This window comes from Leptospira johnsonii, assembly GCF_003112675.1.
Taxonomy (GTDB): domain Bacteria; phylum Spirochaetota; class Leptospiria; order Leptospirales; family Leptospiraceae; genus Leptospira_B; species Leptospira_B johnsonii.
The window spans coordinates 175331-201605 of record NZ_BFAY01000005.1 but is presented as its reverse complement, the minus strand read 5'-3'; the positions used below and the strand labels follow the sequence as shown (position 1 = coordinate 201605).

Annotated in this window: 27 protein-coding genes and 2 tRNA genes; 16 read left to right on the top strand and 13 right to left on the bottom strand. The window is 41.6% G+C overall.

What is annotated here, in order from left to right; all coding sequences use genetic code 11:
- Positions 1–33 precede the first annotated feature (33 nt).
- Both LPTSP_RS02140 and fliG read left to right on the top strand, forming a co-directional pair.
- Positions 34–1356: a pyruvate dehydrogenase complex dihydrolipoamide acetyltransferase gene (locus tag LPTSP_RS02140; RefSeq protein ID WP_108927202.1), complete on the top strand. Its 1323-nt coding sequence runs from the start codon at positions 34–36 to the stop codon at positions 1354–1356.
- A 22-nt stretch (positions 1357–1378) separates the two neighbouring features.
- The gene (fliG, locus tag LPTSP_RS02135) at positions 1379–2398 is read left to right on the top strand and encodes a flagellar motor switch protein FliG (RefSeq protein WP_167396400.1); all 1020 of its coding nucleotides are present in this window, start codon (positions 1379–1381) and stop codon (positions 2396–2398) included.
- Positions 2399–2436: 38 nt separating this feature from the next.
- Here the strand turns inward: fliG and LPTSP_RS02130 are convergent.
- Positions 2437–2510 (bottom strand) — tRNA-Asp (locus tag LPTSP_RS02130).
- A gap of 128 nt (positions 2511–2638) precedes the next feature.
- Here LPTSP_RS02130 and LPTSP_RS02125 point away from each other — a divergent pair.
- From LPTSP_RS02125 to lysS, 4 genes are all read left to right on the top strand, one after another.
- Complete coding sequence (locus LPTSP_RS02125; RefSeq protein WP_108927200.1) at positions 2639–3310, top strand: CDP-alcohol phosphatidyltransferase family protein; 672 nt, start codon at positions 2639–2641, stop codon at positions 3308–3310.
- Between the two features lie 63 nt (positions 3311–3373).
- Positions 3374–3456: transfer RNA gene (locus tag LPTSP_RS02120), tRNA-Leu, on the top strand.
- 57 nt (positions 3457–3513) lie between these two features.
- Positions 3514–4149 carry a hypothetical protein gene (locus tag LPTSP_RS02115; protein ID WP_108927199.1) on the top strand — a complete coding sequence of 212 codons (636 nt, stop codon included), beginning with the start codon at positions 3514–3516 and terminating at the stop codon, positions 4147–4149.
- Between the two features lies 1 nt (position 4150).
- Positions 4151–5650 carry a lysine--tRNA ligase gene (lysS, locus tag LPTSP_RS02110; protein ID WP_108927198.1) on the top strand — a complete coding sequence of 500 codons (1500 nt, stop codon included), beginning with the start codon at positions 4151–4153 and terminating at the stop codon, positions 5648–5650.
- A 79-nt stretch (positions 5651–5729) separates the two neighbouring features.
- On the opposite strand, the gene LPTSP_RS02105 is transcribed toward lysS, so the two are convergent.
- Positions 5730–6275 (bottom strand): hypothetical protein, encoded by a 546-nt coding sequence (locus tag LPTSP_RS02105; RefSeq protein ID WP_108927197.1) that lies wholly within the window; start codon positions 6273–6275, stop codon positions 5730–5732.
- A gap of 112 nt (positions 6276–6387) precedes the next feature.
- Here LPTSP_RS02105 and serA point away from each other — a divergent pair, with 112 nt between their 5' ends.
- Complete coding sequence (gene serA, locus LPTSP_RS02100) at positions 6388–7611, top strand: phosphoglycerate dehydrogenase (RefSeq protein WP_108927196.1); 1224 nt, start codon at positions 6388–6390, stop codon at positions 7609–7611.
- 35 nt (positions 7612–7646) lie between these two features.
- Here the strand turns inward: serA and LPTSP_RS02095 are convergent, their stop codons facing one another.
- Entirely contained in the window at positions 7647–7916 is a 270-nt protein-coding gene (locus LPTSP_RS02095; RefSeq protein ID WP_245915447.1) for a putative toxin-antitoxin system toxin component, PIN family, read from the bottom strand.
- Between the two features lie 474 nt (positions 7917–8390).
- Between LPTSP_RS02095 and LPTSP_RS02090 the strand changes: the two genes are divergently transcribed.
- On the top strand, positions 8391–8696 hold the full coding sequence (locus LPTSP_RS02090) for a PilZ domain-containing protein (RefSeq protein ID WP_167396397.1): 306 nt from the start codon (positions 8391–8393) through the stop codon (positions 8694–8696).
- 79 nt (positions 8697–8775) lie between these two features.
- On the opposite strand, the gene LPTSP_RS02085 is transcribed toward LPTSP_RS02090, so the two are convergent.
- The 4 genes from LPTSP_RS02085 to LPTSP_RS02070 form a co-directional block, all read right to left on the bottom strand.
- Positions 8776–8985 carry a hypothetical protein gene (locus tag LPTSP_RS02085; RefSeq protein WP_008590531.1) on the bottom strand — a complete coding sequence of 70 codons (210 nt, stop codon included), beginning with the start codon at positions 8983–8985 and terminating at the stop codon, positions 8776–8778.
- A 167-nt stretch (positions 8986–9152) separates the two neighbouring features.
- On the bottom strand, positions 9153–10046 hold the full coding sequence (locus LPTSP_RS02080) for an alpha/beta fold hydrolase (protein ID WP_108927195.1): 894 nt from the start codon (positions 10044–10046) through the stop codon (positions 9153–9155).
- 4 nt (positions 10047–10050) lie between these two features.
- Entirely contained in the window at positions 10051–10533 is a 483-nt protein-coding gene (locus LPTSP_RS02075) for a DUF309 domain-containing protein (RefSeq protein WP_108927194.1), read from the bottom strand.
- Entirely contained in the window at positions 10517–11995 is a 1479-nt protein-coding gene (locus LPTSP_RS02070; protein WP_108927193.1) for an aldo/keto reductase, read from the bottom strand. The genes LPTSP_RS02075 and LPTSP_RS02070 overlap by 17 nt, the downstream gene beginning before the upstream one ends.
- A 221-nt stretch (positions 11996–12216) precedes the next feature.
- On the opposite strand from LPTSP_RS02070, the gene LPTSP_RS02065 reads away from it, so the two are divergent.
- Genes LPTSP_RS02065 through LPTSP_RS02055 form a run of 3 tightly spaced genes read left to right on the top strand, consistent with a single transcriptional unit; the run spans position 12217 to position 15567 of the window.
- Positions 12217–12918, top strand: a complete 702-nt coding sequence (locus LPTSP_RS02065) for a succinate dehydrogenase cytochrome b subunit (RefSeq protein WP_108927192.1) — start codon at positions 12217–12219, stop codon at positions 12916–12918.
- Between the two features lies 1 nt (position 12919).
- Complete coding sequence (locus tag LPTSP_RS02060) at positions 12920–14836, top strand: fumarate reductase/succinate dehydrogenase flavoprotein subunit (RefSeq protein WP_108927191.1); 1917 nt, start codon at positions 12920–12922, stop codon at positions 14834–14836.
- Positions 14836–15567 (top strand): succinate dehydrogenase/fumarate reductase iron-sulfur subunit, encoded by a 732-nt coding sequence (locus LPTSP_RS02055; RefSeq protein ID WP_100766858.1) that lies wholly within the window; start codon positions 14836–14838, stop codon positions 15565–15567. The genes LPTSP_RS02060 and LPTSP_RS02055 overlap by 1 nt, the downstream gene beginning before the upstream one ends.
- Before the next feature lie 71 nt (positions 15568–15638).
- Here the strand turns inward: LPTSP_RS02055 and LPTSP_RS02050 are convergent, their stop codons facing one another.
- The 6 genes from LPTSP_RS02050 to LPTSP_RS02025 form a co-directional block, all read right to left on the bottom strand.
- The gene (locus LPTSP_RS02050) at positions 15639–17219 is read right to left on the bottom strand and encodes a S41 family peptidase (protein WP_108927190.1); all 1581 of its coding nucleotides are present in this window, start codon (positions 17217–17219) and stop codon (positions 15639–15641) included.
- 103 nt (positions 17220–17322) lie between these two features.
- Positions 17323–18294: a PALP domain-containing protein gene (locus LPTSP_RS02045; RefSeq protein ID WP_108927189.1), complete on the bottom strand. Its 972-nt coding sequence runs from the start codon at positions 18292–18294 to the stop codon at positions 17323–17325.
- A 5-nt stretch (positions 18295–18299) separates the two neighbouring features.
- The gene (lepA, locus tag LPTSP_RS02040; RefSeq protein WP_108927188.1) at positions 18300–20105 is read right to left on the bottom strand and encodes a translation elongation factor 4; all 1806 of its coding nucleotides are present in this window, start codon (positions 20103–20105) and stop codon (positions 18300–18302) included.
- Positions 20106–20209: 104 nt separating this feature from the next.
- Complete coding sequence (locus LPTSP_RS02035) at positions 20210–20590, bottom strand: TIGR04452 family lipoprotein (RefSeq protein ID WP_108927187.1); 381 nt, start codon at positions 20588–20590, stop codon at positions 20210–20212.
- 102 nt (positions 20591–20692) lie between these two features.
- Positions 20693–21685 carry a UDP-3-O-acyl-N-acetylglucosamine deacetylase gene (locus LPTSP_RS02030; RefSeq protein WP_108927186.1) on the bottom strand — a complete coding sequence of 331 codons (993 nt, stop codon included), beginning with the start codon at positions 21683–21685 and terminating at the stop codon, positions 20693–20695.
- A gap of 6 nt (positions 21686–21691) precedes the next feature.
- Positions 21692–22375, bottom strand: a complete 684-nt coding sequence (locus LPTSP_RS02025; RefSeq protein WP_108927185.1) for a DUF6989 domain-containing protein — start codon at positions 22373–22375, stop codon at positions 21692–21694.
- 128 nt (positions 22376–22503) lie between these two features.
- On the opposite strand from LPTSP_RS02025, the gene eno reads away from it, so the two are divergent.
- The 5 genes from eno to LPTSP_RS02000 are packed head-to-tail and all read left to right on the top strand — an operon-like array spanning position 22504 to position 26261.
- Positions 22504–23802, top strand: coding sequence for a phosphopyruvate hydratase (gene eno / locus LPTSP_RS02020; RefSeq protein WP_108927184.1), 1299 nt, complete (start codon positions 22504–22506; stop codon positions 23800–23802).
- A 6-nt stretch (positions 23803–23808) separates the two neighbouring features.
- Positions 23809–24273, top strand: coding sequence for a septum formation initiator family protein (locus tag LPTSP_RS02015; protein ID WP_174704413.1), 465 nt, complete (start codon positions 23809–23811; stop codon positions 24271–24273).
- 10 nt (positions 24274–24283) lie between these two features.
- The gene (locus LPTSP_RS02010) at positions 24284–24889 is read left to right on the top strand and encodes a ClpP family protease (RefSeq protein WP_108927183.1); all 606 of its coding nucleotides are present in this window, start codon (positions 24284–24286) and stop codon (positions 24887–24889) included.
- Between the two features lie 10 nt (positions 24890–24899).
- Entirely contained in the window at positions 24900–25256 is a 357-nt protein-coding gene (locus tag LPTSP_RS02005; RefSeq protein ID WP_108927182.1) for a hypothetical protein, read from the top strand.
- 3 nt (positions 25257–25259) lie between these two features.
- Entirely contained in the window at positions 25260–26261 is a 1002-nt protein-coding gene (locus LPTSP_RS02000) for a YheT family hydrolase (RefSeq protein ID WP_108927181.1), read from the top strand.
- The last annotated feature ends 14 nt before the right edge of the window (positions 26262–26275 follow it).

The following is a 26275-nucleotide window of genomic DNA, read 5'->3' as shown; positions in this document are numbered from 1 at the left end:
CGAATATTATTATATTATAAACAGGAAAAATATATGGCAAAAATTTCCGAAATGACCCAACTTTCCCCGACAATGTCGGAAGGTGTTTTGGTAAAATGGCTGAAGAAGAAGGGTGACTCGGTCGCCATCGGGGAAATATTAGCCGAGGTCGAAACCGATAAAGCGGTCATGGAAATGGAGGCATTTGATTCCGGAGTACTTTTGGAAATCCTAGCCCAGGAAGGCGCCAAACTCCCCGTAGGAGCCCCGGTTGCAATTATAGGAAAAGCGGGAGAAGATATCACCTCCCTACTCTCGGAAGCCAAGTCCAGGTCATCTGCCTCGGCTACTTCTACCCCAGCACCTTCTCCGGCTGCCTCGCCTACCGCAAGCCCGGCGCCTAAAAAACAGGAAACTGTAGTATCTTCGACAGTTTCCGAGGAAGAAGAGGAAGAGGCCCCTGCACCCAAAGAAAGCCCCGTTTCCAGAGGACTTTCTCCTGGAGCACTTGAAGGAAGAGTAAAGGCTTCTCCTTTAGCAAAACGTTTGGCCCAGGAAACTGGCATTGATCTTTCCAAGATCAGAGGAAGCGGACCTGACGGTAGAATTATCAAACGAGATATTGAAAACGGGATCTCCTCATTTTCGGCGAGCGGAACTTCTCCATTTGCTGGAGGGCATATACAAGAAGAGAAACTTCCCATCTCTGGAATGAGAAAAACGATCGCTTCTCGTTTGGTTCATTCCAAAACCCACCAGCCTCATTTCTATTTGGATATGGAAATTGATGCAGATGCGCTCGTACATTTGAGGGAAAATTTTAACTCCGACCTAAAGGAATCCGGAGAAGAGATCAAACTCAGTATAAACGATTTTATTATCAGAGCTTCTGCACTTGCGCTTCTAAAAGTACCGGAAGTAAATTCTTCCTGGAGAGAAGATCATATCTTAAAACATGGAAGAGTAGATGTGGGTGTAGCAGTTTCTATCGAAGGAGGTCTAATTACTCCTTATGTAAGGAACGCAGACAAAAGGTCCGTTTTAGAAATAGGTAGGACGGTAAAAGAGCTTGCTTCCCGTGCAAGGGAACGAAAACTCAAACCGGAAGAGTTTTCAGACGGAACCTTCACTGTTTCCAATTTGGGAATGTTCGGAGTAAATCGTTTTGCAGCGGTAATCAACGAACCTGAGGCCGCAATCCTCGCAGTAGGAAACGTGGTATCCAAACCGGTACTCAAAAACGGAAGTATAGTCCCTGGAAAAACTCTTTCAGTCTGCCTTTCTTGTGATCATAGAGTGGTAGACGGTGCGGTAGGAGCCGGTTGGTTGGAAGTGTTTCGAAATTTTCTGGAACATCCTCTTCGGTTACTTGCCTGATTTCTTTGTGGGCGAAGAAGCAGTGGACCAAGATTCCAATCTTAAAACCAGAGACCAAAAAGTTAAAAAAGCAGCAATGCTACTGTTATCCTTAGACAAGGAAGCAGCTGCCAAGGCATTAGCCCAGCTGGATGAAAAGTTGATCGAAGAGATCGTCCAGGAAATGGCAAAGATCAAAACGATCAGCAAATCCGAAAAAGAGGAAGTTCTCTTAGATTTCCAAGGTTCCCTAAAAGACCTGGCCTCAGAATCCAGAGGCGGAATTGAAACCGCCAGAGAGTTACTTCAAAAGTCCCTGGGTAAAGAAAAATCCGAAAACATATTAGGAAAACTAGATAGAAAGGACACTGAAGAAGATTTTTCCTTCTTAAACGACGCGGAACCCCAAACACTCGCTCACCTTCTAGCACCGGAGCATACCCAAACGATCGCAGTCACACTTGCATTTTTACATCCTAAAAAAGCAGCGGAAACGCTTAAGTTCCTTCCAAAAGAACTACAAAGTAAGGTCGCGCTAAGACTGGCAAATACGACCAAAACCCATCCAGATGCGATCCGTCAGATCGCAAAAGTTCTTAAGAAAAAATATGAACAAAGGGACAAATCCGAATTCAGCGAAGCCGGAGGAGCCGAAGCTCTCGCAAATATTCTAAATCACATGGATAAATCTTTAGAAGAGACTATCCTAAAAGAACTAGAAGAACAATCTCCTGAACTTGCCTCTCAGGTTCGGGAAAAATTGTACACATTCGAAGATGTTCTTCTTCTCAATTCCAAAGAAATGAGGTTAATCATCAATCGAATAGGAGACGACGATCTGATCGCAATCGCTCTAAGAGGAGCTTCCGACCAGATCAAGGCTCATTTCTTCGAGGCAATGTCCAAAAACAGGGCCAATGATATTTTAGAAAGTATGGATATCCGAGGAAAAGTGACCCTGAAAGAGATCACAGACGCAAGAAACAGTATTCTGACCGCCTTACGTGATTTGGAAGAGATCGGAGAAATTATTATTAAGAAGGACTCGGAAGAGTTTATTTGACCCACCTTCGAGCCAAATCTTAGATTGTTTGGGAATTTCGGAGCTGACGGGACTCGAACCCGCGACATCCTGCGTGACAGGCAGGCACTCTAACCAGCTGAGCTACAGCTCCTTTTATGAAGAACATAATTTCTGAGCGAGCTCGGGGGTCAATTCGTTTATCTGAAAAAGGGATGAATTTTTAAGTCCCTTCCATAGCCTTTCCAATAGCGGAGTTTTTCCGACTACTGGCCTTCTTAAATGCTTCACGAAAAAAAACCAAAGGATCTACTCGAAGAGAGGGTGTTTACACTTTCTAATTTTTTATCCGTCTCTAGAGTTTTACTTCTTCCTTTTTTTATACATTTCACTCGCAAACATATCGAGTCTCCTCGTAGCAGCGAATATTTATTTTTAGCCATAGGTACCTGTATTCTCGCAGTGCTCACAGATTTTCTAGACGGGTTTCTAGCCCGCCTACTCTCCCAAGAATCCGTCTTGGGAAAATACCTGGATCCTATCTGCGATAAGTTCGTCACAATAGGTGGACTGTCAGTTATCGTTCATTATTATCAATTCCCTCTTTGGATCCTTCTTATCTATATCCTAAGAGAAACTTTAGGAGTCTGGTTGGGTGGATTCTTGTATTTAAAAAGAGGGATCCAAGGAAAACCGAATTGGTGGGGTAAGATCGGAGTTGGTCTTGTTGCAGCTGCGGTTTTGTGGTATATGACCTTGCCTCTGATCGGTCCTACTTTGCCTGAAAATCATTTCTTCCATCATCCGGAATATTCGGGTTATGTCTTGGTCTTGATCCTAAGTATTGGAGTGGTGGCTTATTCCAAAAGATATTGGAATATTGTATTTCATCCTGAAAGATTCATCTTGGATCCGGAAGATAAAAAGCAGAAGAAAAAGTACGAACTGGTCTGACTCTACCCTGGTTTGAATTTCCTTGACACTGGAGCCTACTCACCCATTCTGTCAATCGCGACCGCTCGGGTGGTGGAATTGGTAGACACGCAAGCTTGAGGTGCTTGTGCCGGTTCGGTGTAGGGGTTCGAGTCCCCTCTCGAGCAATTCGTCCTACCTGAAACCCCTTCCTCCATTTAGAAAAACGAACCCTCGGTAAAACTATGACATCGGGTGCTCTCTCCGTTAAAGATTTCTTAGACAAAGCCAAACTTGTATCTTACGGCTTTTTCGGATTATTGATCCTATTTTTGATCTTATTCTTCTCTGCTCCTTATCTTTTAGTCTCCAAAGCGGATCCCAAAAAATCGGACGCTATTGTATTGGAAGCTATCGAAACTGGTAAAAAAGATAAATTTAAACAAGCTGCCGCTTTATGGAAGAAAGGCCTGGCTCCAGTGATCGTTATTTTACATTCATCTCCCAACCAAGATTCCGATCTGGGGATCGTAGGAGATCCGAGCGTCTCTTTGCAAACCTATCTGGTTTCATTAGGAGTAGATGAGACCAAGGTCTTAGTTTATACGGTAGAAGCTGGTCCTCAGGAATTCCCGAAAACACTTTTAAAGATCGCATTGGATCGCCAGTGGAAAACTTTTCTTTTGATAGGAAAAGAATATGATTCTGCGACCTTGTTAAAATTATATAGGAACGTATTGGAACCTGCGGGAATTTATATCGCAGTCTCCAAAGTAAGCGAAGGGATCGGATCCTGGGATTGGTTCACAAAACCGAAAAGCCTGGAGTCCATCTTAGGAAGACTCTCGAAACATTTATATCTGATACTATTAGGAAATTAAGATGTCCCAAGACTTAAAAGAAACAAACGAACTTATCCAACAAAGAATCGAGAAGATCAAAAATCTAAAGGAGAAAGGTGTAGATCCCTACCCTATCCGATTCTTTCCTGATTCCGATTCGGCATCTTTGATCGAACTGTATTCTAAAGCTCCCACAGGCCAGGAGAAAAAATTTCTATTAGGCGGACGTTTGCATTCCAAACGTGTGATGGGAAAAGCAAGTTTTGCTCATTTAAAGGATAGGTCCGGAGTCATCCAACTTTATGCAACCAGAGACGATCTGGGTGAAGAGAACTACACTCTTTTCAAAAGTTTGGATTTAGGAGATCTGATCGGGATAGAAGGTTATCTTTTCCAAACCCAAAAGGGAGAGACCACACTTCATCTAACTTCTGTTACCTTACTTGCAAAATGTGTGCGCCCTCTGCCGGTCGTAAAAGAGAAAGATGGAGTGATTTACGACGCTTTCGCCGACGTCGAGCAAAGATACAGGATGCGTTATGTGGATTTGGTTGTAAACGATCATGTAAGAGATACTTTTATCACTCGCAGTAAGATCGTATCTGAGATCCGAAATTTCCTTACTTCCGAAGGATTTTTGGAAGTAGAAACCCCTATGATGCAACCGATCGCAGGAGGAGCTGCAGCTAGACCGTTCGTAACTCATCATAATACATTGGATATGCAGTTATTCTTAAGGATCGCTCCTGAATTATACCTGAAACGTCTTATCGTAGGTGGACTCGATAGAGTTTTCGAATTGAACCGTAATTTTAGGAACGAAGGTATTTCTACTAAACACAATCCTGAATTCACCATGCTGGAAGCGTACATGGCTTATGGTGATATGGGAAAAATGTTAGAGCTAACTGAAAAACTGATCACCACTGTTGCCCAAAAGATCTGCGGAACTCTCAAGATCAAATACGGAAACGACCTCGTGGATCTTAGCCCTCCTTGGAGAAGGGTGAAATATGTGGATATTATCAAAGAATATTCGGGGATCGATTTCTCTCAGGTAAAAACCCTAGAAGAAGCAAAAGAAAAAGCAAGCTCCGTAAAAGTGGATGCAAGCAAATGTACTTCTATCTGGAAAGTAGCGGACGAGGTATTCTCAGAAAAAGCGGAAGCAAATCTGATCCAGCCTGTGTTTGTAACTGATTATCCGAAGGAACTTTCTCCATTAGCAAAATCGAATCCTGAAAATCCGGGTTATGTGGAAAGATTCGAGCCTTATATAGTAGGCAGAGAGATCGGGAATGCATTCTCTGAGTTAAATGATCCATTCGATCAAAAAGAAAGATTCGAAGATCAAGTAAAACAAAGAGAAGCGGGAGACGATGAAGCATTCATGATGGACGAGGATTATATCCGAGCACTTGAATATGGAATGCCGCCTACGGGAGGTCTCGGGATCGGGATAGATCGTTTGGTGATGTTACTCACAAATTCTCATTCTATCCGAGATACTATCTTATTCCCTCTGATGAGACCAGAATAAGAGTATTTTGTCTACGAAGCCCGAGTCATTGGTTTGCTCGGGCGGATGAAAGTTGCCCGAGATACCTCGGGCAAAGATCTTAATGATTTGTAATTGTTAGTCTTGCTTGAGAATCCAATTTTTCTTTTAGATCCTTCAGTAGGGATTTCAAGCTATCCGTATTGGAAGAACTCAAAGTATATGTGCTCGTATTATCTCTGGAAGAAAAGCTGAATTGGATTTCTTTCGCCGAGAGTAATTTGTCAGCCACATCCACAGGAAGAATGGAAACCACGCGAACAGTATCTCCGTAATCCGTAGAAGTTTTTCTGAGGTTATGCCAGGTTTGGTCTAACTTCATAGAGATCCCGATCGGAAAACTTTCTTCAAAAGAGCTCATATAATATTCCAAGAAGATCGGCTTTTCCCCTGTTTTATTCACCAAGATCCCTTTAAAGTTCAGGGATCCAGGTTTTCCTAAGCTGCAGAAAATTGCTCCGGGGCAGATGGGACCGCTTCTGAAAAGTGTCTGTTCCACCACCGGTTCCGGAAGGACTTGGACCCGTGCCGAGCAAGAATTCAGAAAAACGGCAAAAAATACGGCCAAGAGTGAAACTTGTAAAAATGAAAAATTGGAACGGATCATTGAATAGCGGTCTCCGGATGATTTCCATTCCATTCTTCTCACGATCCCCTAAAGGTGAAGTAAAAAATCCGTTTTCAGAGAAGCCGAGGATACATTCCATGGCTATAGAACTATGATTTCCTACCCGAAAGAAAAGATAAACGTCCTCCTCTTAGAGAATGTACACCAAGACGCATTCCAACTCTTTCAAAAAGACGGTTTTAATGTCCGCCTTCTCCCCCAAGCCCTGGGCGAAGACGAACTTTCGAAAGAAATCGAGAACATTCATGTTCTGGGGATCCGAAGTAAAACGAATCTGACCGCACCCGTTTTAGCTAAGGCAAAACGCCTTATGACCGTGGGTTGTTTCTGTATCGGAACAAACCAAGTGGACCTGGCGGAAGCGGAGAAGAAAGGGATCCCGGTATTCAACGCTCCTTATTCTAATACTCGCTCCGTGGCCGAACTTGTAATTGCAGAAATCGTAATGTTAGCAAGAAGGGTTCCGGATCATATCCGAAATACTCACGCAGGGATCTGGAATAAAATCTCTAAGAACTGCTTTGAGGTCCGGGGAAAAACTCTGGGGATCGTAGGTTACGGTCACATCGGTAGCCAAGTCTCCGTCCTCGCAGAAGCAATGGGCCTAAAAGTGATCTATTATGATACACAAACAGTTCTTCCTTTAGGAAATGCGACTCCGATCAATTCTTACGAAGAACTACTCTCTGTTTCCGATTTTGTTACCTTTCATGTGCCTGAACTTCCTGAAACGACGAATTTATACAGTGCTAAGGAAATCAAAGCTACGAAAAAAGGAGCTTATATCATCAATCTTTCCAGAGGAAAGGTTGTGGATCTGGAAGCCCTGGCTGAGGCGATTAAGGCAGGACATATCGCAGGCGCTGGTGTGGATGTTTTTCCACAAGAGCCTGAATCAAACAGCGATCCATTCATAACTCCTTTGCAAAATCTGCAAAACGTAATATTGACCCCTCATATCGGTGGTTCTACGGAAGAAGCGCAGAAGAATATCGGAACGGAAGTTGCTTCTAAACTTTTGAAGTTTGTAAACAATGGCTCCACTACTTTTGCTGTAAACTTTCCTAATATAGAGCTGAATCCGATCCCTCAGGGAATGTACAGAATTCTGAATGTTCACAAAAACCAACCTGGATTCCTTAAGGATATCAACAGTATGGTTTCTGAGATCGGTGCAAATATCAGTTCCCAACATTTAGGAACCAGCGCAGAGATCGGATATCTCTCCATGGTAATCAATATGAGCGTGGGAGATGAACTGAAAGAAAGAATAGAAAGACATCCAGGTTCTATCAAGACCAGAATTCTTTACTGATTCTCTACTCAGACTAAAGATTTCAGTTTATATTCTCAAGGAGAAATGATTTCGATTTTCTGAAACTGTTTCAATTTCAGAAGGTCGGAATCTCCACTCAAGATCCAATCTGCCTTTGAAAATTCTGCAATATGAAGGATATTATCATCAGTCGGATCTGCGCAAACTTTCGGCGGAAGACCATTAAGCTGGTAAACTCTTGCTCCTGCCCTCAGATGTTCTAACACTTCGGAGATCTCTTTTTCTTTGATCTTAAATTTACGAGAACATACTTCTCTAAATTCTTTAAGAATCCATTCGGACAAAATAATCTCGTGATTCAACCAAATATGGTCGAACACCTCTGCCGTTATAACCTTGGAATAAATAACTAGAAAAGAAAAAAAGGGAACGGGGAAAAGTGATTCCGGAATGAAAAATTTCCAATTCGCTTAATAAATTAGCAGAACGGAGGAATATCCCGTTAGGCTTTAAGATCTGAAAATGTAGTAACTTCGACTAAATACCAAGATTCAAGGTAGATATCCTAAGAAGATCCAATCCCTTCTCCGCTAAACTTAGCCAAGTATTCGTTATAATGGAAAGCGACTTAATATTTTGGTGCATTGCACGATTTTCTTTCTGTCCGGGGCTGAATATATGATTACTGGTATAGAAATTGCTTTAAATAGGAGAATCGCTCTCGCTCAACCGATTTTTTCAAGATCGTAAAAGGATCTTAATCGGAACGTAAGCGATTGAATCTAAGCTCTTTCAGAAAACCGGGAGGAAAAACCGCCATGAGATACAATAGAATCCCCTCCACACTTAACGTAGGCTTTCAGGTGTTAGAAAGTTCTAAGCTGAGGATCGCAGAAAACGTGCTCGTTGGAATCGTGCATAGAACCGAAATTCCCTGGGAACCTGGAACCAACTTGGCTCTGCAAGTAGGAACGATCAGCGTTTCCGGTTCCATCGATATTCCAATGAAAGTGATCAAGTGCGACCGTGTTTCCGATGCGGAATACGATGTGTTCTTGAATTATACGGAAAAGGATTTCGACAAGATCAAAGAGATCGAAGAATTGATCCAGACCTTAGCGTAAGTTTTAGGACTGGCCGATAAACAAACACCGGGATTTCCCGGTGTCGTTTTGATCATATTGAAGGGATTCGTCGTTTTGCTTAGGCGACGAATAGATCCGCTTTTTGGATCATGGTAAGAGAAATTTTACTAGGGTTCGCTTTTTGTGGAAAATATACGATCTCTTCACCTACGAGTCTTCTGTTTTTATCTAATTCGATGATAGAACCGTCTTTTAAATGAAGAATGATGTCTATCCCTCGGTAGTTTACGTATCTTTCCATTTGTTCTTTAAATTTGCTGCTGACCATGTTCGCCCCTAACTACAAAACGTTGGAGGAAAACTATTCCGGTACTCTAAAAGTACAAGTTCTTTTTGAAAAATATTAGGAAATTTTTTTATGTCTCCGAATTTTCGTACTATACATACGTGAGTAAAAAATACGTTATCCGACATCGAATCGTACGAAAGGTCCGTTTACTTTAAATTTGTTACGTAAAACTCATCGAGTATAGTCTCAAGAAGTTCCGGACGATCGTGATGCATATTATGACCTGCATCTTCTATTTCAATATATTTCAAATTTCTAATATGAGAGAATACTTCCTTGCTATCGTCCAATGCTAAATGTGTTTTCTGTCCATAAACGACGAGAACATTACAGGAAATTGTCTCCCAAAGATGTCTGGTAAACTGAGGACTTAGAAAAACTGGAGGCCCGTTTTTGTAAGAAGGATCACTTTTCCACATATATCCTCCCTCTTCTGCTGGTCTTGTTAATGTTTCGGTAATTTTTAAAAGTCTTTCTTTAGGAAGTCTAGGGTAGATGGGTGCAAGCCTTGCAGCGGCATCTTCCACCGATCTGAAATTTTTTTGACGTTTTCTATCCTTTCCTGCGAGACTCAGTTCCCAATTTTCCAACCAACCAAGGAACCTTCTTCTTTCCTTTTCCGGATCCTGGAGAGAACTAAATCCTTCCAGACATATAAGGCTTTCAACTCTTTCCGGATACAATCCAGCAAGCCGCGATCCTAAGCCTCCTCCCATGGAATGTCCGAGTATATGGAATTTCTCAGGAAGAAATTTTTGGATGAATGTTTTTGTGTCCACTAAAGGAAGCATGAAGTGGTAGAAACCTTCTCTCAACCATTCTGAATCTCCATGCCCTCTATAATCGAAACGGTAAAGATCGAAATATTTGGATAAATATTCTTCCTGGAACAAAAAGGTTTGGGAAGAATCCATAAATCCGTGAAGCAAAAGTAATGCTCTTTTCTTTCCATTGTCCCGTTTTGTATAATGGAGCTTATAACCTCCGGATTCGAAAAATCCGCTTTCTTGGTTTTTGTTTTGAGGATCGGAAACTTCCATAGGGTCACGATGCTGGGAAAACAGAACTTGAAAACAATTCCTTTGCGTTTTCTTGCATTTCAGGTAGAGAAAGTTCCTTAATTCGTTCGAGGTCCCAACTTTCTTCGCTTTCAAATAAGCTCAAAAATTTTTCCAGGAAATAGATGATACCATCGGTTTGGTCTTTTCCGATTGGAGAAAGTTCTCCGGTTTCGAAAAGTTTTAAAAACTTTTCCTTGGACTTTTCCGCCTGCATTTTGGATCCGCGTATATTCGGTTTTACGAAAGCCTTATTCAAGGAAATAGCAAGTTGGATCCATCCATGTAATAGTAGCCTTCTTCCTCCAATTTCCTTCTTCCATTGGAATTCGAATACCTCGTGTAATTCGAAATATCTTCCTTTTAGGTAGAGTTTTCTTCCTTCTCCCCAGGCGTAGTCGAAACTGGAATCTGCGTCTCCTTGTTTCACTTTTTCTAATATGGAAAGTATTTCAGGATCGAATTCCATTTTCTCCCCATTCCGACCTTGGGATTTCCGGTAGTTGTTTTTTGAAGATGGGAAGAATATCCCTTACATACTTTCTTTTTCTCATTCCGAGCAGAACGGTTCCTTTTTCCAGAAGAGAAGCCAAATGGAATACCATGAGAGAGGATAAACTTTCCGGGGCGTCTCCGTTTGTATGATATTTGGAGACCAGGCGTTCGTATAGTCCGGATAGATTTTCAGACGAACGGATCTGTATTTGCTCTTCTAATAAAGGAAGTGCTGTGTTCAGAACTCTTAGGTATTCTTCTGCGGATTCTTTTCCTTTTTCAGAATATACTTCGTCAATTACTCCTCTCAAAGTAGGGATCCAGGATTTTTGTAGTAATGCTTGGAATTGTTCTTCGGAGCGGATCTTCTCCCCATAAATTTGCCAGAGTTTGGAAAGTGAATTCCGGTTCAGATTTGGAGAAAGTGGTTCCAAGAGAGAGGATTCGAGTTCTAGGATTTGTAGTAACTTCGACTGATCTGGGGCTTGGTTTTGGGGCGCGTAAGAAAGTCGGACCATTCCTTTTCCAGCCTGGAAGGAATTGAGTGGTCGGTTGATCAAGGGAAGAAGGTCGAAGTGACGACAGATTTCGAGAAGAGTCTGCCCCTCCGACCGATTCCGAAGGAATCCGTCCTCGTACCAATTCCCAGGGAACTGGACTACTGCAAATCCATTCTCTTTTCCTGCGATTTTCTCAGCGATTTGTAGGCACTTCGACAAAGAAGTATGAGTATACTCCTCTTCCGGCACAGGAAATGTATTACTGGAAATTCCATAAAACTGGATTTTTCCTTCTTTTCTAACCTTCTCTAAAAATTGAAACGCCTCTTTGATCCTACGATAGTATTCCGCTTGTGCTTCTTCTTTTGGAACTCCCTTCTTTTCGGAATGGCTCAGGAAATATTCAGGATTATGCAATAAGAACACATCGATGGTAGAAAGCCCCAGTCGTTTTCTGGACCTTTCCAATTGGTCCGCTAAAAATTCGGGGGAGATACAATGGTAACAGCCAGGTTGGTAATAAGTGATTTCCGGAAAAGGATCCTTGTCTTTTTCTTTGGACTCCACAAGCTTCATATTCCTTCCTTGGATATATCCCGCTTTGGTGACTAAAAATATTTCCTTTCGGTTCAGTTGCCTTTTTTTGAAATTTTCATCTAAGACCTTGCCTACTAAACTTTCGGCCTCTCCGTCTCCATAGTTGGCCGAAACGTCTATGACGTTCACTCCAGAATGTAGAGCAAGCTGAAGAGCTTCCTTATGTTCCGGATCTTCTAATCCTATTCGATATCCACCGAACGCGATTCGGGAAAGTTTAAGTCCTCGGAATAAAAAATAGCCTGGTCCTTCTCCTTTTTTTCCCGGGGAGAATTTTTCCTTTCTCCCCTCGTGAAGGGGCTCTCTGTACAAAGACTGAAATGGATCTTTTGAAATCATTTACGTTTTTTTGAATTTTCGCGTCGCACTAAATGAGACCAAGTCTAAATATTCCTCAGCCAATGTCCATTTTTTGTCTTTTAGTTTAAAAGTGCTTTTCGTCTGGACCTGTTTTTTTATCCTACTTTGTAGAGGGATTCTAACTGCGATCTTTCGCTTTTTCAATCCCTTCCTCAAACAAATCGATGACTTCTTCCCATGATCCTCACAGGAGATTTTGAATGGATTTTCAAGCTGGATATCTAAGGTCGTCCATCGGTAGAAAGACTATCGTTGCGATTACCGGAATCATTCTCTTCGGCTTTGTGTTTGTACACATGCTGGGGAACCTCCAGATCTTCCAAGAACCGGATAAGATTAACACTTACGCTGAGTTCCTACACAATTTAGGCGGACTACTATGGCTGGCCCGCGGAATTCTTTTGGCAGCATTCGTATTACACGTTTACTACGCCCTGAAATTGTCTCTTGAAAACAAGAAGGCAAGACCTGTAGGTTATGTAAAAGAAAGTACGATCCAAGCCACCTTGTCTTCCCGCTATATGGCTTTAACCGGTTCCGTATTATTAGCTTTCGTAATATACCATCTGCTTCATTTTACCATCGGTAAGATCCAGCCTGAGAACTTCGCGCTCCAAGAAACCATTGGTGACAAACAAAGGCACGATGTTTACTCAATGGTGATCTTAGGATTTAAGAACATTTACGTTTCTATTTCCTATATAGTAGCGATGACCTTGCTTGCATTCCATCTTCGTCACGGAGTAACGAGTGTTTTCCAAACTTTGGGTTTTAACACTCCTTTCTGGGCGCCGAAGACGAACGCATTTGCGATCCTCTACGCTTTAACCATCTTCATCGGCAATACTTCTATGCCGGTTGCTATTCTTCTCAACTTTGTGAAAGTTCCAGGAGCGCAATAATATGAGTTTAGATTCCAAAATCCCATCGGGTCCCTTGGAAAAGAAATGGGACGATTATAAATCCCATATCAAATTAGTTAACCCGGCTAATAAAAGAAAATACACTGTTATCGTGATCGGAACTGGACTCGCGGGAGGTTCCGCTTCTGCGACCTTGGCAGAGCTTGGATACAATGTTAAAACATTCTGCTTCCAAGACAGTCCACGTAGAGCTCACTCCATTGCGGCACAGGGTGGTATCAACGCAGCTAAGAACTACCAAAACGACGGTGACTCGGTTTATCGTTTATTCTACGATACAATCAAAGGTGGAGACTTCAGAGCAAGAGAAGCTAACGTATATCGTTTAGCTCAAGTTTCTACAAATATCATCGACCAATGTGTGGCTCAAGGTGTTCCATTCGCGAGAGAATACGGCGGACATTTGGATAATAGATCCTTTGGTGGTGCCCAAGTTTCCCGTACATTCTATGCGAAAGGGCAAACTGGACAACAGCTTCTATTAGGAGCATACTCCGCACTTTCCAGACAGATCGGTTTAGGAAACGTGAAAATGTATCCAAGGACCGAAATGTTGGATGTAGTCGTGGTTGACGGTCATGCAAAAGGTGTTGTGATCAGAGACCTAGTAACAGGCCAAGTAACTGTTCATTCCGCAGACGCAGTAGTGCTCGCTTCCGGTGGATATGGTAACGTATTCTACCTTTCTACAAACGCAAAAGGTTCTAACGTTACTGCGACGTTCCGTGCATACAAAAAGGGAGCCTTCTTCGCTAACCCTTGTTACACTCAGATCCACCCTACTTGTATCCCAGTTTCCGGAGACCATCAGTCCAAATTGACTTTGATGTCCGAGTCTCTAAGGAACGACGGACGCATCTGGGTTCCTAAAAAACAGGGAGATACTCGTAACCCTGCGGATATCCCTGAGAGCGAAAGAGATTATTACTTAGAAAGAAAATACCCAAGTTATGGAAACCTCTGTCCTCGAGACATCGCTTCCCGTTCTGCAAAAGAAGTTTGTGATGCAGGATTCGGTGTAGGACCGGGCGGCCAAGGTGTGTATCTGGACTTCTCCTCTGCGATCAATCGTTTGGGAGAACATACAATCGCGGAAAGATACGGTAACCTCTTCCAGATGTATGAACAGATCACTGGAGAAAATCCTTATAAAGTTCCAATGAGGATTTACCCTGCAGTTCACTATACAATGGGCGGACTCTGGGTGGATTATAACCTGATGAGTAATCTTCCAGGTTTATTCGTGATTGGTGAAGCAAACTTCTCAGATCACGGAGCGAACAGGCTTGGAGCTTCTGCTCTCATGCAAGGACTTGCAGACGGATATTTCGTTCTTCCTTACACGATAGGAAATTATCTGGCAGAGGTTGGATTCGGAAAAACTCCTTCTACAGATCATGCAGAATTCAAAAAAGCAGAGACAGACGCAAATTCTCAGATCAACAAACTTCTCTCCATTAAAGGTAAGAGAACTGTTGATTCTTTCCATAAAGAACTTGGAAAGATCATGTGGAATAATTGCGGAATGGCAAGGGACGATAAGAGCTTAAAAGAAGCCCTGGTAAAAATTCCTCAGATCAGAGAAGAATTCTGGAAAAATGTAAATGTTCCAGGCTCAGGCGCTGATCTGAACCAGTCCCTGGAAAAAGCGGGAAGAGTTGCCGACTTCTTGGAATTCGGAGAACTTCTTTGCTTAGACGCTCTTACAAGAGAAGAATCTTGTGGAGGACATTTCCGTACAGAACACCAGATGGACGATGGAGAGGCCAAACGGGATGACGAAAAATTCTGTCATGCCACCGCTTGGGAATGGAAAGGTGTGGGAGCAAAACCTACAGAGCACAGAGAAAAACTGGAATTCGAGAATATTAAACTCGCTACGAGGAGCTACAAATAATGGACCTCAAACTAAAAGTCTGGAGACAAAAAAACGCAAAAGAAAAAGGCAAGATCGTAAATTACGATGCAAAGGGAATCTCTCCCGATATGTCTTTTTTAGAAATGTTGGACGTAGTTAACGAGGACCTGATCGTAAAAGGAGATGATCCGATTGCGTTCGAGCACGATTGTAGAGAAGGTATTTGCGGTTCTTGTAATATTATGATCAACGGAGAGGCACACGGCCCTCTTCCTGGCGTTACCACCTGCCAACTTCATATGAGAACTTTCAAAGATGGAGACACGATCTTTCTCGAACCGTGGAGAGCAAAAGCTTTCCCGGTACTAAAAGATCTGGTCGTGGATCGTAGCGGTTTTGATAGGATCATCCAAGCTGGGGGATTCGTTAGTATCAATACCGGTGGAGCTCCTGATGCAAACGCTCTTCCTATTCCGAAAAAGGATGCAGACGTTGCAATGGATGCGGCAACCTGTATCGGTTGTGGTGCTTGTGTAGCTTCTTGTAAAAATGCTTCTGCTATGTTATTCGTTTCTGCGAAAGTTTCCCATCTTGCTCTACTTCCTCAAGGACAAGTGGAGAAGAAAGAACGCGTGAAAAACATGGTAAACGCTATGGACAAAGAAGGTTTCGGAAACTGTACGAACCAGTACGAGTGTGAAGCCGCTTGTCCTAAAGACATCAAACGGGATTTTATCCGAGTTCTGAACAAAGAATTTATTCTTTCTTAAGAATTTGGGACTTCCAGATGAGAAAAGGCCTTCGAAAGAAGGCCTTTTTTGTTTTGAAAACAAATGAAAGATCACCTAGTTTCCATCTCAAGTAGTAAATATTCAACAGCAGCCATCATTTTGTTCAAAAGGATCTCGGAATGATTTTTTCCTGTGGAAACGGATTTTGAAATATTCTCCGCTTTTAATAACATTTCTTTCGAATACGAGTTTAACGGTTGAAATGTGATAGGACTCAGATCAGCTCCGGGATTTAAAACATTTCCCTTTTTTCTCTTACGGATAGGAAATTTCCCATTCTCTGTTTCCGAAACCAGGATATCCGGTTTGATCCCACGCCCCTCAAGCGACTCTCCAGTCGGCAACGAGAACTGCCCAGCCCAAATTTTTAAAAAATATTTCTCATTCATCGTATTCGCTGGATGTATACTTAACTTATGGATTGCTGCGGATCCATAACTAGGTTCTCCGATTAGCACCGCTCGATAATTTGCGCGCAAAGCTCCCGCTACCAATTCCGCACCTACAGCTGTCCTAAAATTAATGAGTACAAATAAGGGAATATCGGTAATCTGATTTGGGCTGGCATAAACAGTGTCGGGGCTGCGGTTTTTTTCCTTTTTATCCGTTACTATCCCGGATTTCAAAAAAAGATCCGCGACCGAAATACATAAATTCAGAAGCCCACCCTGATTTTGTCGTAAATCAAGAACAATACCTTGGATTTTATTTCCCTTAACCTTGGATTCCTCTATTATCTTTTTGAATTCTTCTGTAACAAGTGCGTCCAATGATCTTTTATCTTCCGATACATTATTAAAAGATAAAATTCGTATATATGCAATTTGGGATTTTTTTCCGAATACCTTACTTTGTAAATTTTTCGAAAGAACAGGCTCTGGTTCCGTACTAACAGTAATTGTTTTTTCTGAATTCAACCCAGATCTTATAAAGCCGAGTTTTAATTTTGTTTTCTCTTTTCCTTCTAAAAGACCTTCAACAAATTCCGGGTTTTTACCAGTTACTCGGATCTCGTTTACGCTTAAAATTTGATCATCGATCGTTAATCCTACTTTTTCTCCAGGAGAATTTTCATCGATCTTTTCTATAAATATTCTTCCTAAGGAATCGGAACGTAATTTAACGCCAATACCAAAGTCTACCTGCTGTATCTGATCTGAAAAAATCTTTGAATCCGGATCGTAAGAAGCGAATAGACCATTGACTGCTAACAGAGTAACATTTCGATAATTCTCTGGCTTATTCTTTTCCAGCACCATCTTGAATATATTAGAAAAATCTTCCTTAGAAAAAGGGATATCTGCCCATTGAGTTCCGAAAGGTGTTTCATCCGGTTGATTCGATTTTATATAAGAACTAGGTATTGAATCTAAGATCTTGTAAGTTTGTTCTTCGGGCAGCAAAAACTTAGGCGGTTCCAAAGAAGCTAATATTTTTTGAGAGGCCTTGATATAACCCAATCTTTCGTCAAATTTTTTGGGATCAAAGCTCAATCGATTCACCTCCTTTAAAGAGACATCGATAAATTTTAATTCTTCCGCAAATTTGTCTTCCGTTAACGGATTAGAGAACAAACCGGAAGTTATAAAGTAGAAACAAAAGATCGATAGTGCAAAAAGTTTGTATTTCATAATCAAAGCAGTTTCAGGAAAATTAATAGAGTGAAAAATTTAATAAAGCCTTTTTTCGAACAAGTCTTAAAGCCAAAATAAAATATCAGAGAATAGGAACGTTTTAGATCCCCGTAAAAGATTGGAGAATCCCTCCTTGGTGTATGTACAGGATCTTTCCTTTCAAAATTTCTTTTTGGATCAATAGTTCCAAGATCCGGATAGACTTCGCAGAATATACAGGCTCAAAGTAAATTCCCGATCTTTTAAAATAGTTTTTACTTAATTCTTCCCAGAACCGGTCCATTTCTCCAAACTTATAGGAATTTTTCGGATCGATCTCCCTTGCATCGAAAATATTCTTCCAGGAAGGCTTAAGTGAAAAAGATAAGTTCTGGATCCTTTCTTCTAACCAGGATCTCAACTTCGGTAATTTTAAACCCAAACTTAATCCATATACGGGAGGTAAAATAGAATAATGTTTTAATGCGGATAACCAGGTAAGCCCAGTGCCTAAATCTAAAAAAATAGAATCAAATTCTGAATAAGTAGTTTCCTTCCAAAGCAAATCCAAGCCGGAAAAAGATTCAGAACAAAAAAGATATTCCGGAAGATAAAAAATTCCCTTCTCTTTAGTAGATTCAAATAAAACATAATCATCTAAGGAAATTTCAGGACTGCTTAGTAACATTACCGGTTTTAAATTCCCAGCAATACTTTCCCTTTTTTTAAGCCAATTTACTCTGGTTTCAAATATTTCAGATTCGGAGAATCGCCTAACCAAAATAGAAGCAGGGCTTTTTAGATTTATATCTCTAGAATATCCGAAAACTTTTGTAGGTATCTTAGCCCATTGAAAGAATAGGCAACCAGCTAGTACCGCGTTAGAATGCAAATTTCCTTGCAGAACGATCTTTCGGATATTTTCTGCTCCGACCTTCTCAACTAAACTATTATAAATTCCCCAGAGTTTTCGGATCTTTGTACCTTGTGAAAAGAAGATCCGATCTTCTCTTTTGATATAAAGATCAGAATTTCCCATCTTTCCGAAGTATTGGATGGGTGTTTGGAATGGGAGAATCCTAGGATCCTCCATAAAAATTAGTCCCCGGTTTTTAGGACCGCTAAGAAAGCTTCTTGAGGGATTTCCACATTTCCGATCTGCTTCATCCTCTTCTTTCCTTCTTTCTGCTTCTCTAAAAGTTTTTTCTTACGAGTAATATCCCCACCGTAACATTTAGCAGTTACGTTCTTTCTAAGAGCGGAGATACTTTCTCTGGCAAGAATTTTACCTCCGACAGCAGCTTGGATCGGGATCATAAACTGGTGTCTAGGGATGATTTCCTTCAGTTTTTCAATGATCTCTCTACCTCTGGCTTCGGCCTTGGAACTGTGAACTATCATGGAGAGTGCATCCACAAATTCTCCGTTCACTAGGATATCCATTTTTACCAGTTTAGAGGCCTTATAACCGCAAGGCTCATAATCCAAAGAAGCGTAACCTCTGGTCAAAGACTTTAGTTTATCATAAAATTCGAAAATTAGCTCTGCGAGAGGAATCTCGTAGGTCAACTGCACCTTATCCTGAGAAAGATACACTGTATCCAATTGAACCCCTCTTTTGTCGATCGCGAGGGTCATGATATTTCCCACATACTCGTTCGGAGTGATGATAGATGCCTTCACATAAGGTTCTTCCGTGGAATCTATAAAAACAGGGTCCGGGAATTTGGAAGGGTTATCTATATCGAAAACCTCTCCGTTCTTCATCTTAATTGTGTATTTTACGGAAGGAGCCGTGGTGATGAGGTCAAGATTGAATTCTCTTTCTAATCTTTCCTGAACGATCTCCATGTGGAGGAGTCCCAGGTATCCTACCCTGAATCCGAACCCTAATGCAGCAGAACTTTCTTTTTCATAGACAAGAGCCGCATCGTTCAGTTTCATCTTTTCGATCGCATCTACTAATTCTTCGAATTGTTCTCCTGCGATCGGAAAAAGTCCTGCAAACACCATAGGTTTTGCATCTTTATAACCTGGCACCGCTTCAGCACTTTGATTGGAGAATAAGGTAACTGTATCTCCTGTTCTTGCATCGGAAACTTTTTTGATACCTGCGATGATATATCCGACTTCTCCAGCTGTGAGAGAATCTGTAGGAGTCAAAGTAATTCCCTTGATACCGACTTCGTTGACTGTAAAATCCTTTTGGCTACTCATCAAAAGGATACGGTCCCCTTTCTTCACTGTTCCGTCGAATACTCGGATCTTGATCACAACTCCCATGTAGGGATCGAAGTATGAATCGTAGATAAGCGCTTTCAGCGGACCTTTTGGATCTCCTTTAGGAGGAGGAATTTGTTTTGTAATTGCTTCTAAGACTGCTTGGACGTTCAGTCCTGTTTTTGCGGAAATCGCCACAGCATTCTCCGCGTCCAAACCTAAACTGTCCTCGATCTGAAGTTTGGTCTTCTCTACATCTGCTGCGGGAAGATCCACCTTATTCATGACAGGTATAATAGCTAGGTCTTGTTCCATAGCAAGATATAGGTTTGCTAAAGTTTGGGCCTCTACTCCTTGGCTTGCATCTACTATGAGTAAAACTCCTTCGCATGCTTTTAAGGATCTGGAAACTTCGTAGGTAAAATCCACGTGGCCGGGAGTATCGATCAGGTTCATCGTATAAGTATTACCGTCGGCTGCGGTATAATTGAACGTGGCGTTGTTCGCCTTGATCGTGATCCCTCTTTCCCTTTCTATATCCATGGAGTCCAGGATCTGGTCTTTTTTTGTCCGATCATCAGTGATCCGGCCTATTTCCAAAAGTCTGTCCGCTAAAGTGGACTTACCATGGTCAATATGGGCTATAATTGAGAAATTGCGGATGAATTGTTGGCGATCGGACATTGCTAAAAACAAAGTCCAGCGGGACGGACCCCGTGAAAAGCCTTTTACTGAGGGAAATTTCTCCCCAGCTTCCGAGGAAGCCGAGGAGATGGTGAAAAGAAAGCTTAGTTTACATTTCCGTAGACATTATTGTCAGGCTGTAAATTCGAGCATTGCCCGAACAGAACCGCAATGGACGGTTGAAGCTTCAAGGCCCCGAACAATTTGATCTCGTCCACACAGGCATTCACATCTTCCTTAGCGTAATATTCGCCGGGTTTAATCCCTGCCAGAATTGGTGGAAGATATATATTATTCAAATATGTGGAGCCTGAAAAGTCCCCGGTCCCGATTGCATACAATTGAGCCGCGACAGTTGCCGCCTCTTCTATTTTATCCTTTGCCTCGCTTCCTTTATAACGATTCGTTAATCCAGTTGTGTTTAACGCTACGCAGTTTACGGCGATCACTAGGATAAATAAGAGCGGTAATATTCCGATCCGCATTGGAAACCTCTTTAAAAAAAATTTTGACCGTTTTGATTTTTTTAAAACGAAACCGTTTCTATTACAAGTAGTTTTAGGCCTTTGGAAATCATTTGCCTGAAATTAATTTCCGATCCGGATACCATATTTTTCCAATTCTTCGGGATCGCAAGAAAATTGGGCAATATCTATCTGTTTATGATGATCAAAAAGGAAGGTTGTCATCTTTCCGAAAAATTTTCCTTCATATTTTTCTTCCACGAAACGTAACCATGAAATGATATCTATCAATTCATGACAGATGAATTCGTAATTATAATCCGACCTTGGATCATTAAATTTGTCTCGAATATTATAAATTTTATCTTCATCCAAAAGTAATACGTTTTCCAAAGTGAAGGGATAATCTTTTAATCCGCCTGAAAGTCCGATCTGGTAAAAACTTTCCGCGTCCTTTTTGTTACGGAACGCAGTGGTTCTCGCGTCTCCAAAATAAGAAAAATTTTCGGGAGTAAGTTCAGTTACGATCCTGGACTTTCCGACCGTAGTTCCCGGATATTCCACTTGGTGGTCTATCACAATACCTTTCGAATCTGTCTCCGCCGGTTCTAAAACACAGTAACCCTTCTCCCAAACTAGAGCAAAAGGAGAAGATACAGTGATCTTTTTTCTTCTCTCTATTATTCTTAAATTCCCCTTAGAAGGATCTATATAGACCCGATCACAATAATCGAATGTGGGAAAACTAGATTCGCTCAATGTAAAATCGGCATACACTCCAAAGGCCAACATCCAGGCCAGAGGATGTTCGATAACCTTTACTTCTCCCAATTGTATATTATGATTTCCTTTAATACATTTTCGGCTGTCCAGATCATATCTAGTTCCGTTCCAGCTAAAGCCAGATCTTCTGTTCCGGACAGGACTTACTTTAACTATGGATTCTTTATTTTCGAAGGTAGCCTTACCCTCTACCTGAAATTCTTTTTGGATGGTATAAGAATAATCAGTATCCACTTCTGAGTTTTCGGAAAACTCAGGAGGAAGATGGACAATTTCCGGATTTCGATCCGAGACTAAGTCCTTTATTTCCGAAATTTGGGTTAGAACCTTCATTCTTCCTTAGACTTTCCAGACACCTTCTACAAATAAATAACTAAAGGAGAGAGCTCCCAAATAGACGAACATGGTTGGGATTGCCCAAAGTAATTTTGTCCTAAAAGGTTTATGTTCTGTATGAAAATATGCGAATGTAGCAAATATCCCCAAGACGAATTCAGGAAACAGAACATAGATTGCAGTATGTCCAACCAAAGAAACATTCTGTGCATACCATACCGGGATCAGTCTCATAAATTCTTCGGATAGGAAGAAGATAATTAATGCAGATCCACCGGCTAACAAGTATTTGCTTATTGGATTTGCTTCCGGATATCTTTTCTCAAATCGAGTGGAAACATACACAATGATAAAAAGCGGAATCGTCCAAAGTCCCGCCATGTATGCGGAAACTGTTCCTAACTTATAAAACCCGTCCGGAGGAAAGACCAAAACCCCAAGCACCTTGGATAAGAACCAATCCGGTATCACTTGCAGAATGCTTACAGGCAAAACAAATAGGAAAATATCCATCCAACGATCATGCTCCCAAACCTGAGCAACGATCGGTAGAGAGATATTATAGACTAAGACCAGAAAAAACATTCTCCAACCGCTAGTCGCTGGGATCGGAAGTAATAAAACTATGATACATAGTATGGCGAAGGAGATATGAAAGAATATAGAATGCTTTTCTGTTGTCTTCATCGACGGATTTCTATCTTTATAGCCGGTCCAGGCAATCTTTTTTCCTCCTTTTCCCGCTTGATTTATTTCCCCGGACCAAAAGGATTTCAGGAAAAATCTATAAGAGATAGGTATTATAAGGAAATCACATGTCCCAATCCTCCAAAATTTCGGCGATCCGCGCCCGCGAAATCATGGATTCCAGAGGAAATCCTACGGTAGAAGTAGATGTAAAACTGGAAGACGGCTCTTTCGGTAGAGCTGCAGTCCCCTCCGGAGCCTCCACAGGAGAATACGAAGCAGTAGAATTAAGAGACGGAGATAAGTCCCGCTATTTAGGCAAAGGTGTCCTGAAAGCGGTTGAGAACGTAAACGTTAAGATCAAAGACATTCTAATCGGTGAAGACGCTTTAGACCAAAACAGGATAGACTCCCTGATGTTGGATAAGGACGGAACCAAAAACAAATCTAAATTAGGTGCAAATGCGATCCTTGGAACTTCCCTGGCAGTAGCTAAGGCGGCAGCTTCCCATACTAGACTCCCCCTCTACAGATACATCGGCGGAAATTTTGCAAAAGAACTTCCTGTCCCGATGATGAATATCATCAACGGTGGAGCCCATGCTGACAATAACGTGGACTTCCAAGAATTTATGATCTTACCTGTGGGAGTAAATAGCTTCCGAGAAGCTTTAAGAGTTGGGGCAGAAGTTTTCCATAGCCTTAAGTCTGTTCTCAAATCCAAAAAGTTGAACACTGCAGTGGGAGATGAGGGAGGATTTGCGCCAGATCTCGCAAGCAACCTAGAAGGATTAGAAGTGATCCTCCAAGCCATCGAAAAAGCGGGTTATAAGCCCGAAAAAGACGTATTATTGGGTCTGGATGCGGCTTCCTCCGAGTTTTTCGACAAATCCAAGAAAAAATACGTTCTGGGTGGAGAAGGAAATAAAGAGTTCTCTAGCGCGGAATTAGTGGAATACTATTCAGATCTAGTCTCAAAGTATCCGATCATTACTATTGAAGACGGTCTGGATGAAAACGACTGGGAAGGTTGGAAACTTCTAAGCGAGAAATTGGGTAAGAAGATCCAACTCGTAGGAGACGACTTGTTCGTTACCAATATAGAAAAACTTTCTCAGGGAATTTCCCAAAAAGTGGGCAATTCCATCCTGATCAAAGTGAACCAAATCGGAAGTTTATCCGAAACATTGGCGTCCATCGATATGGCTAAAAAAGCCAAATATACGAATGTGATCAGCCATAGATCCGGAGAAACTGAGGACGTAACTATTTCGCATATCGCGGTAGGTACGAACGCGGGCCAGATCAAAACTGGTTCCCTTTCCAGGACCGATAGGATAGCTAAATATAACGAACTTTTGAGGATCGAAGAAGAATTAGGTTCTTCTGCGGTTTACAAAGGGAGAAATACATTCTATAATCTCTAAACTTATATGGGCATGAATTTGGCGAACAAACTGTTTTTACTTCTGCTCTTCCTTTCCGGGATGTTTTACTTCACGGTATTGGGAGAGTCCGGTTTAGTCGTACGTTCTACCCTAGAAACCAGTCTTTCCAGCCTTAGATTGGACGTGGAAAGACTGGAGTATGAGAATAGACAGTTAGAAGAAAGGCAAAAACTCCTAAGAGACGATAGGGTCGCCTTAGAGAAAGAAGCCAGAAAGTATTATCTTCTATCCGAAAACGCACAAATTATCAAATTTAGGGAGCCTGAACCAAAAGCGGAGAATCGTCCGGTCCTCGCCTCCCGTCTAATTGCTTTAAGAGCGGACCGTGATATGCCGGTCCCTCCAATCCAGTTGCTTCGCTTTTTTTACGTTTCCTTTGTAGCTTTCGTATTTATTGGAGTTTTCAGGAAATTACGGAGGAAGAAACTGGAAGAACGAACCGCTGCTTAAGGGAGCCATAATGTCCGAGACAGAAAAAATCACCGAAGTAATCGAAGAATTAGCCGGTAGCAAAATTTCCAAAAAGTTCATCGACCATAGAAAAATTTTCTTATGGGGTGCGGTTACCGATGAATCCGCAAAAGATATCGTAGGCAAACTACTCTATCTTGAAATGGCTGATCCCGGAAAAGAAATTACATTCTATATCAATAGCCCCGGAGGAGTTGTTACTTCCGGACTTACCATTTACGACACAATGAAGATGATCACTTCTCCTGTTCATACTGTTTGTATGGGACTGGCAGCTTCTATGGGATCCGTTCTTTTGGCGGCTGGTGTAAAAGGTAAAAGAACCATTTGGCCTAACGGTAAAGTGATGATTCACCAGCCTAGTATCGGAGGACAGATCGTAGCTCCCGCAACAGACCTGCAAATCCATGCAGAAGAAATCCTAAAAACAAGAGCAAGATTGAATCAAATTCTTGCAGAAGCTTGCGGACATCCTGTTGAAAAACTGGAAGAAGATACAGACAGAGATTATTATATGGATGCGGATGAAGCGATCAAATATGGTATCGTTGATTCACTCGCAACCACAATAGATTTCCCTAAACCTTCGAATTAAGGTCATTCGATTGTCGGGAGTTCCTTCCTTAGAAGACACCGTTCGCTCCTTTTTGGAAACCATTCCGGAAGGAGCTCCTTCTTCAGAAAAAGAAATGCCTTCTCTTCTTCTGGAATTCTCTCAATTATTATTCGAGGAGCCGGGAAATTCTTCAGAGAAATTGTTAATCTCCGACCTTAGCGCTTTCGAATTGGATGAATTCTTGAATTTTTATCTGGAAGATATGTTTCCAGACGATGCAAAGATCAGAGATAAAGGAAAAACCTTTCTCAAAAAATTCAGGAAATTCCTAGATAAAAGATCCCTTTTGAAAAGAGAACAAGAGGAAGAGTGGAAAGAGTTTTTTAAAGAAAACGAAATCCGTTGATCTATGGAAGCCTCTCATTTTCGACCTAAAAGATTCGTCTCGGGCAAACATGCTCAGACTATCTACAGCACACTTTTCCCTCCCGAAAATCCTCTTAGGACTTCGTATTACTGCGAAGACATTCTTCTCACTGTAAGCGGAGAATCGGGAGATAAACTCTGGTTAGAACATAATCCTCCTGTATCATCATATCGTAAGAGTTCCGTTCCTTCCAACGGGACTTATATACTTATGATCCATGGAATGGAAGGTGATTCAGAAAGTTCTTATCTAGTTTCTCTCGCAACTTCAGCTCTGGAAAGAGGTTACGGTGTCATCCGAATGAATTTGCGAAACTGTGGAAGAGGAAGAGGATTTTCCAGAAAATCGTATTATGCGGGTCAGTCGGAAGATGTGCAAGATGTTCTGGATTATATCCATGAGTATCTGAGTAAAAAGATATTCGTTTCCGGATTTTCTCTCTCTGCAAATCTGGTCTTGAAATTTTTCGGAGAATCCAGAAATCATAAGTCACTCGGATTCTCAGCTGTTTCCCCTCCTCTCGACCTTGCTAAAAATTGCGACTTCATAGATTCACTTTCCGGAAGATTTTATAGAAATCATTTTATCAGTAGTTTTAAGAAGAAGATCAAAGAAGGTATCTTGGATCTGACTCCCTTGCAGTTGGAAAATTCCAAGAAGATAAAAACATTTTTCGACTTCGACGATATGATCACCGCTCCCTCTTTCGGATATCCGAGTGCGATCGAATATTATAAAAAGAACTCCTGTATCGGCTATATCCAATCCATCACTCATCCTGGAATTCTCATCCATGCGGAAGATGATCCTGTAGTTCCACTATTCGAATGGAATTCGATCGATTGGAATAAACTTCCCAACTTAAAAACCATTCTTACCAAAAAAGGAGGCCATGTAGGATTTGTGACCGATTCCAATCCTGACCTTCCGGACGGTCGATGGCTTACTAAAATTCTGCTGGATTATTTCGATTCCAAATTATAATCTGCTGCCTGAAA

What these genes read in the sequence shown, in the direction of transcription:
- LPTSP_RS02140 (WP_108927202.1), top strand. Translation starts at nt 34, where the DNA reads ATGGCAAAAATTTCCGAAATGACCCAACTTTCCCCGACAATGTCGGAA.
- LPTSP_RS02125 (WP_108927200.1), top strand. Translation starts at nt 2,639, where the DNA reads ATGCTTCACGAAAAAAAACCAAAGGATCTACTCGAAGAGAGGGTGTTT.
- LPTSP_RS02115 (WP_108927199.1), top strand. Translation starts at nt 3,514, where the DNA reads ATGACATCGGGTGCTCTCTCCGTTAAAGATTTCTTAGACAAAGCCAAA.
- lysS (WP_108927198.1), top strand. Translation starts at nt 4,151, where the DNA reads ATGTCCCAAGACTTAAAAGAAACAAACGAACTTATCCAACAAAGAATC.
- LPTSP_RS02105 (WP_108927197.1), bottom strand. Translation starts at nt 6,275, where the DNA reads ATGATCCGTTCCAATTTTTCATTTTTACAAGTTTCACTCTTGGCCGTA.
- serA (WP_108927196.1), top strand. Translation starts at nt 6,388, where the DNA reads ATGATTTCCTACCCGAAAGAAAAGATAAACGTCCTCCTCTTAGAGAAT.
- LPTSP_RS02090 (WP_167396397.1), top strand. Translation starts at nt 8,391, where the DNA reads ATGAGATACAATAGAATCCCCTCCACACTTAACGTAGGCTTTCAGGTG.
- LPTSP_RS02085 (WP_008590531.1), bottom strand. Translation starts at nt 8,985, where the DNA reads ATGGTCAGCAGCAAATTTAAAGAACAAATGGAAAGATACGTAAACTAC.
- LPTSP_RS02080 (WP_108927195.1), bottom strand. Translation starts at nt 10,046, where the DNA reads ATGGAAGTTTCCGATCCTCAAAACAAAAACCAAGAAAGCGGATTTTTC.
- LPTSP_RS02075 (WP_108927194.1), bottom strand. Translation starts at nt 10,533, where the DNA reads ATGGAATTCGATCCTGAAATACTTTCCATATTAGAAAAAGTGAAACAA.
- LPTSP_RS02070 (WP_108927193.1), bottom strand. Translation starts at nt 11,995, where the DNA reads ATGATTTCAAAAGATCCATTTCAGTCTTTGTACAGAGAGCCCCTTCAC.
- LPTSP_RS02065 (WP_108927192.1), top strand. Translation starts at nt 12,217, where the DNA reads ATGGATTTTCAAGCTGGATATCTAAGGTCGTCCATCGGTAGAAAGACT.
- LPTSP_RS02060 (WP_108927191.1), top strand. Translation starts at nt 12,920, where the DNA reads ATGAGTTTAGATTCCAAAATCCCATCGGGTCCCTTGGAAAAGAAATGG.
- LPTSP_RS02055 (WP_100766858.1), top strand. Translation starts at nt 14,836, where the DNA reads ATGGACCTCAAACTAAAAGTCTGGAGACAAAAAAACGCAAAAGAAAAA.
- LPTSP_RS02050 (WP_108927190.1), bottom strand. Translation starts at nt 17,219, where the DNA reads ATGAAATACAAACTTTTTGCACTATCGATCTTTTGTTTCTACTTTATA.
- LPTSP_RS02045 (WP_108927189.1), bottom strand. Translation starts at nt 18,294, where the DNA reads ATGGAGGATCCTAGGATTCTCCCATTCCAAACACCCATCCAATACTTC.
- lepA (WP_108927188.1), bottom strand. Translation starts at nt 20,105, where the DNA reads ATGTCCGATCGCCAACAATTCATCCGCAATTTCTCAATTATAGCCCAT.
- LPTSP_RS02035 (WP_108927187.1), bottom strand. Translation starts at nt 20,590, where the DNA reads ATGCGGATCGGAATATTACCGCTCTTATTTATCCTAGTGATCGCCGTA.
- LPTSP_RS02030 (WP_108927186.1), bottom strand. Translation starts at nt 21,685, where the DNA reads ATGAAGGTTCTAACCCAAATTTCGGAAATAAAGGACTTAGTCTCGGAT.
- LPTSP_RS02025 (WP_108927185.1), bottom strand. Translation starts at nt 22,375, where the DNA reads ATGAAGACAACAGAAAAGCATTCTATATTCTTTCATATCTCCTTCGCC.
- eno (WP_108927184.1), top strand. Translation starts at nt 22,504, where the DNA reads ATGTCCCAATCCTCCAAAATTTCGGCGATCCGCGCCCGCGAAATCATG.
- LPTSP_RS02015 (WP_174704413.1), top strand. Translation starts at nt 23,809, where the DNA reads ATGGGCATGAATTTGGCGAACAAACTGTTTTTACTTCTGCTCTTCCTT.
- LPTSP_RS02010 (WP_108927183.1), top strand. Translation starts at nt 24,284, where the DNA reads ATGTCCGAGACAGAAAAAATCACCGAAGTAATCGAAGAATTAGCCGGT.
- LPTSP_RS02000 (WP_108927181.1), top strand. Translation starts at nt 25,260, where the DNA reads ATGGAAGCCTCTCATTTTCGACCTAAAAGATTCGTCTCGGGCAAACAT.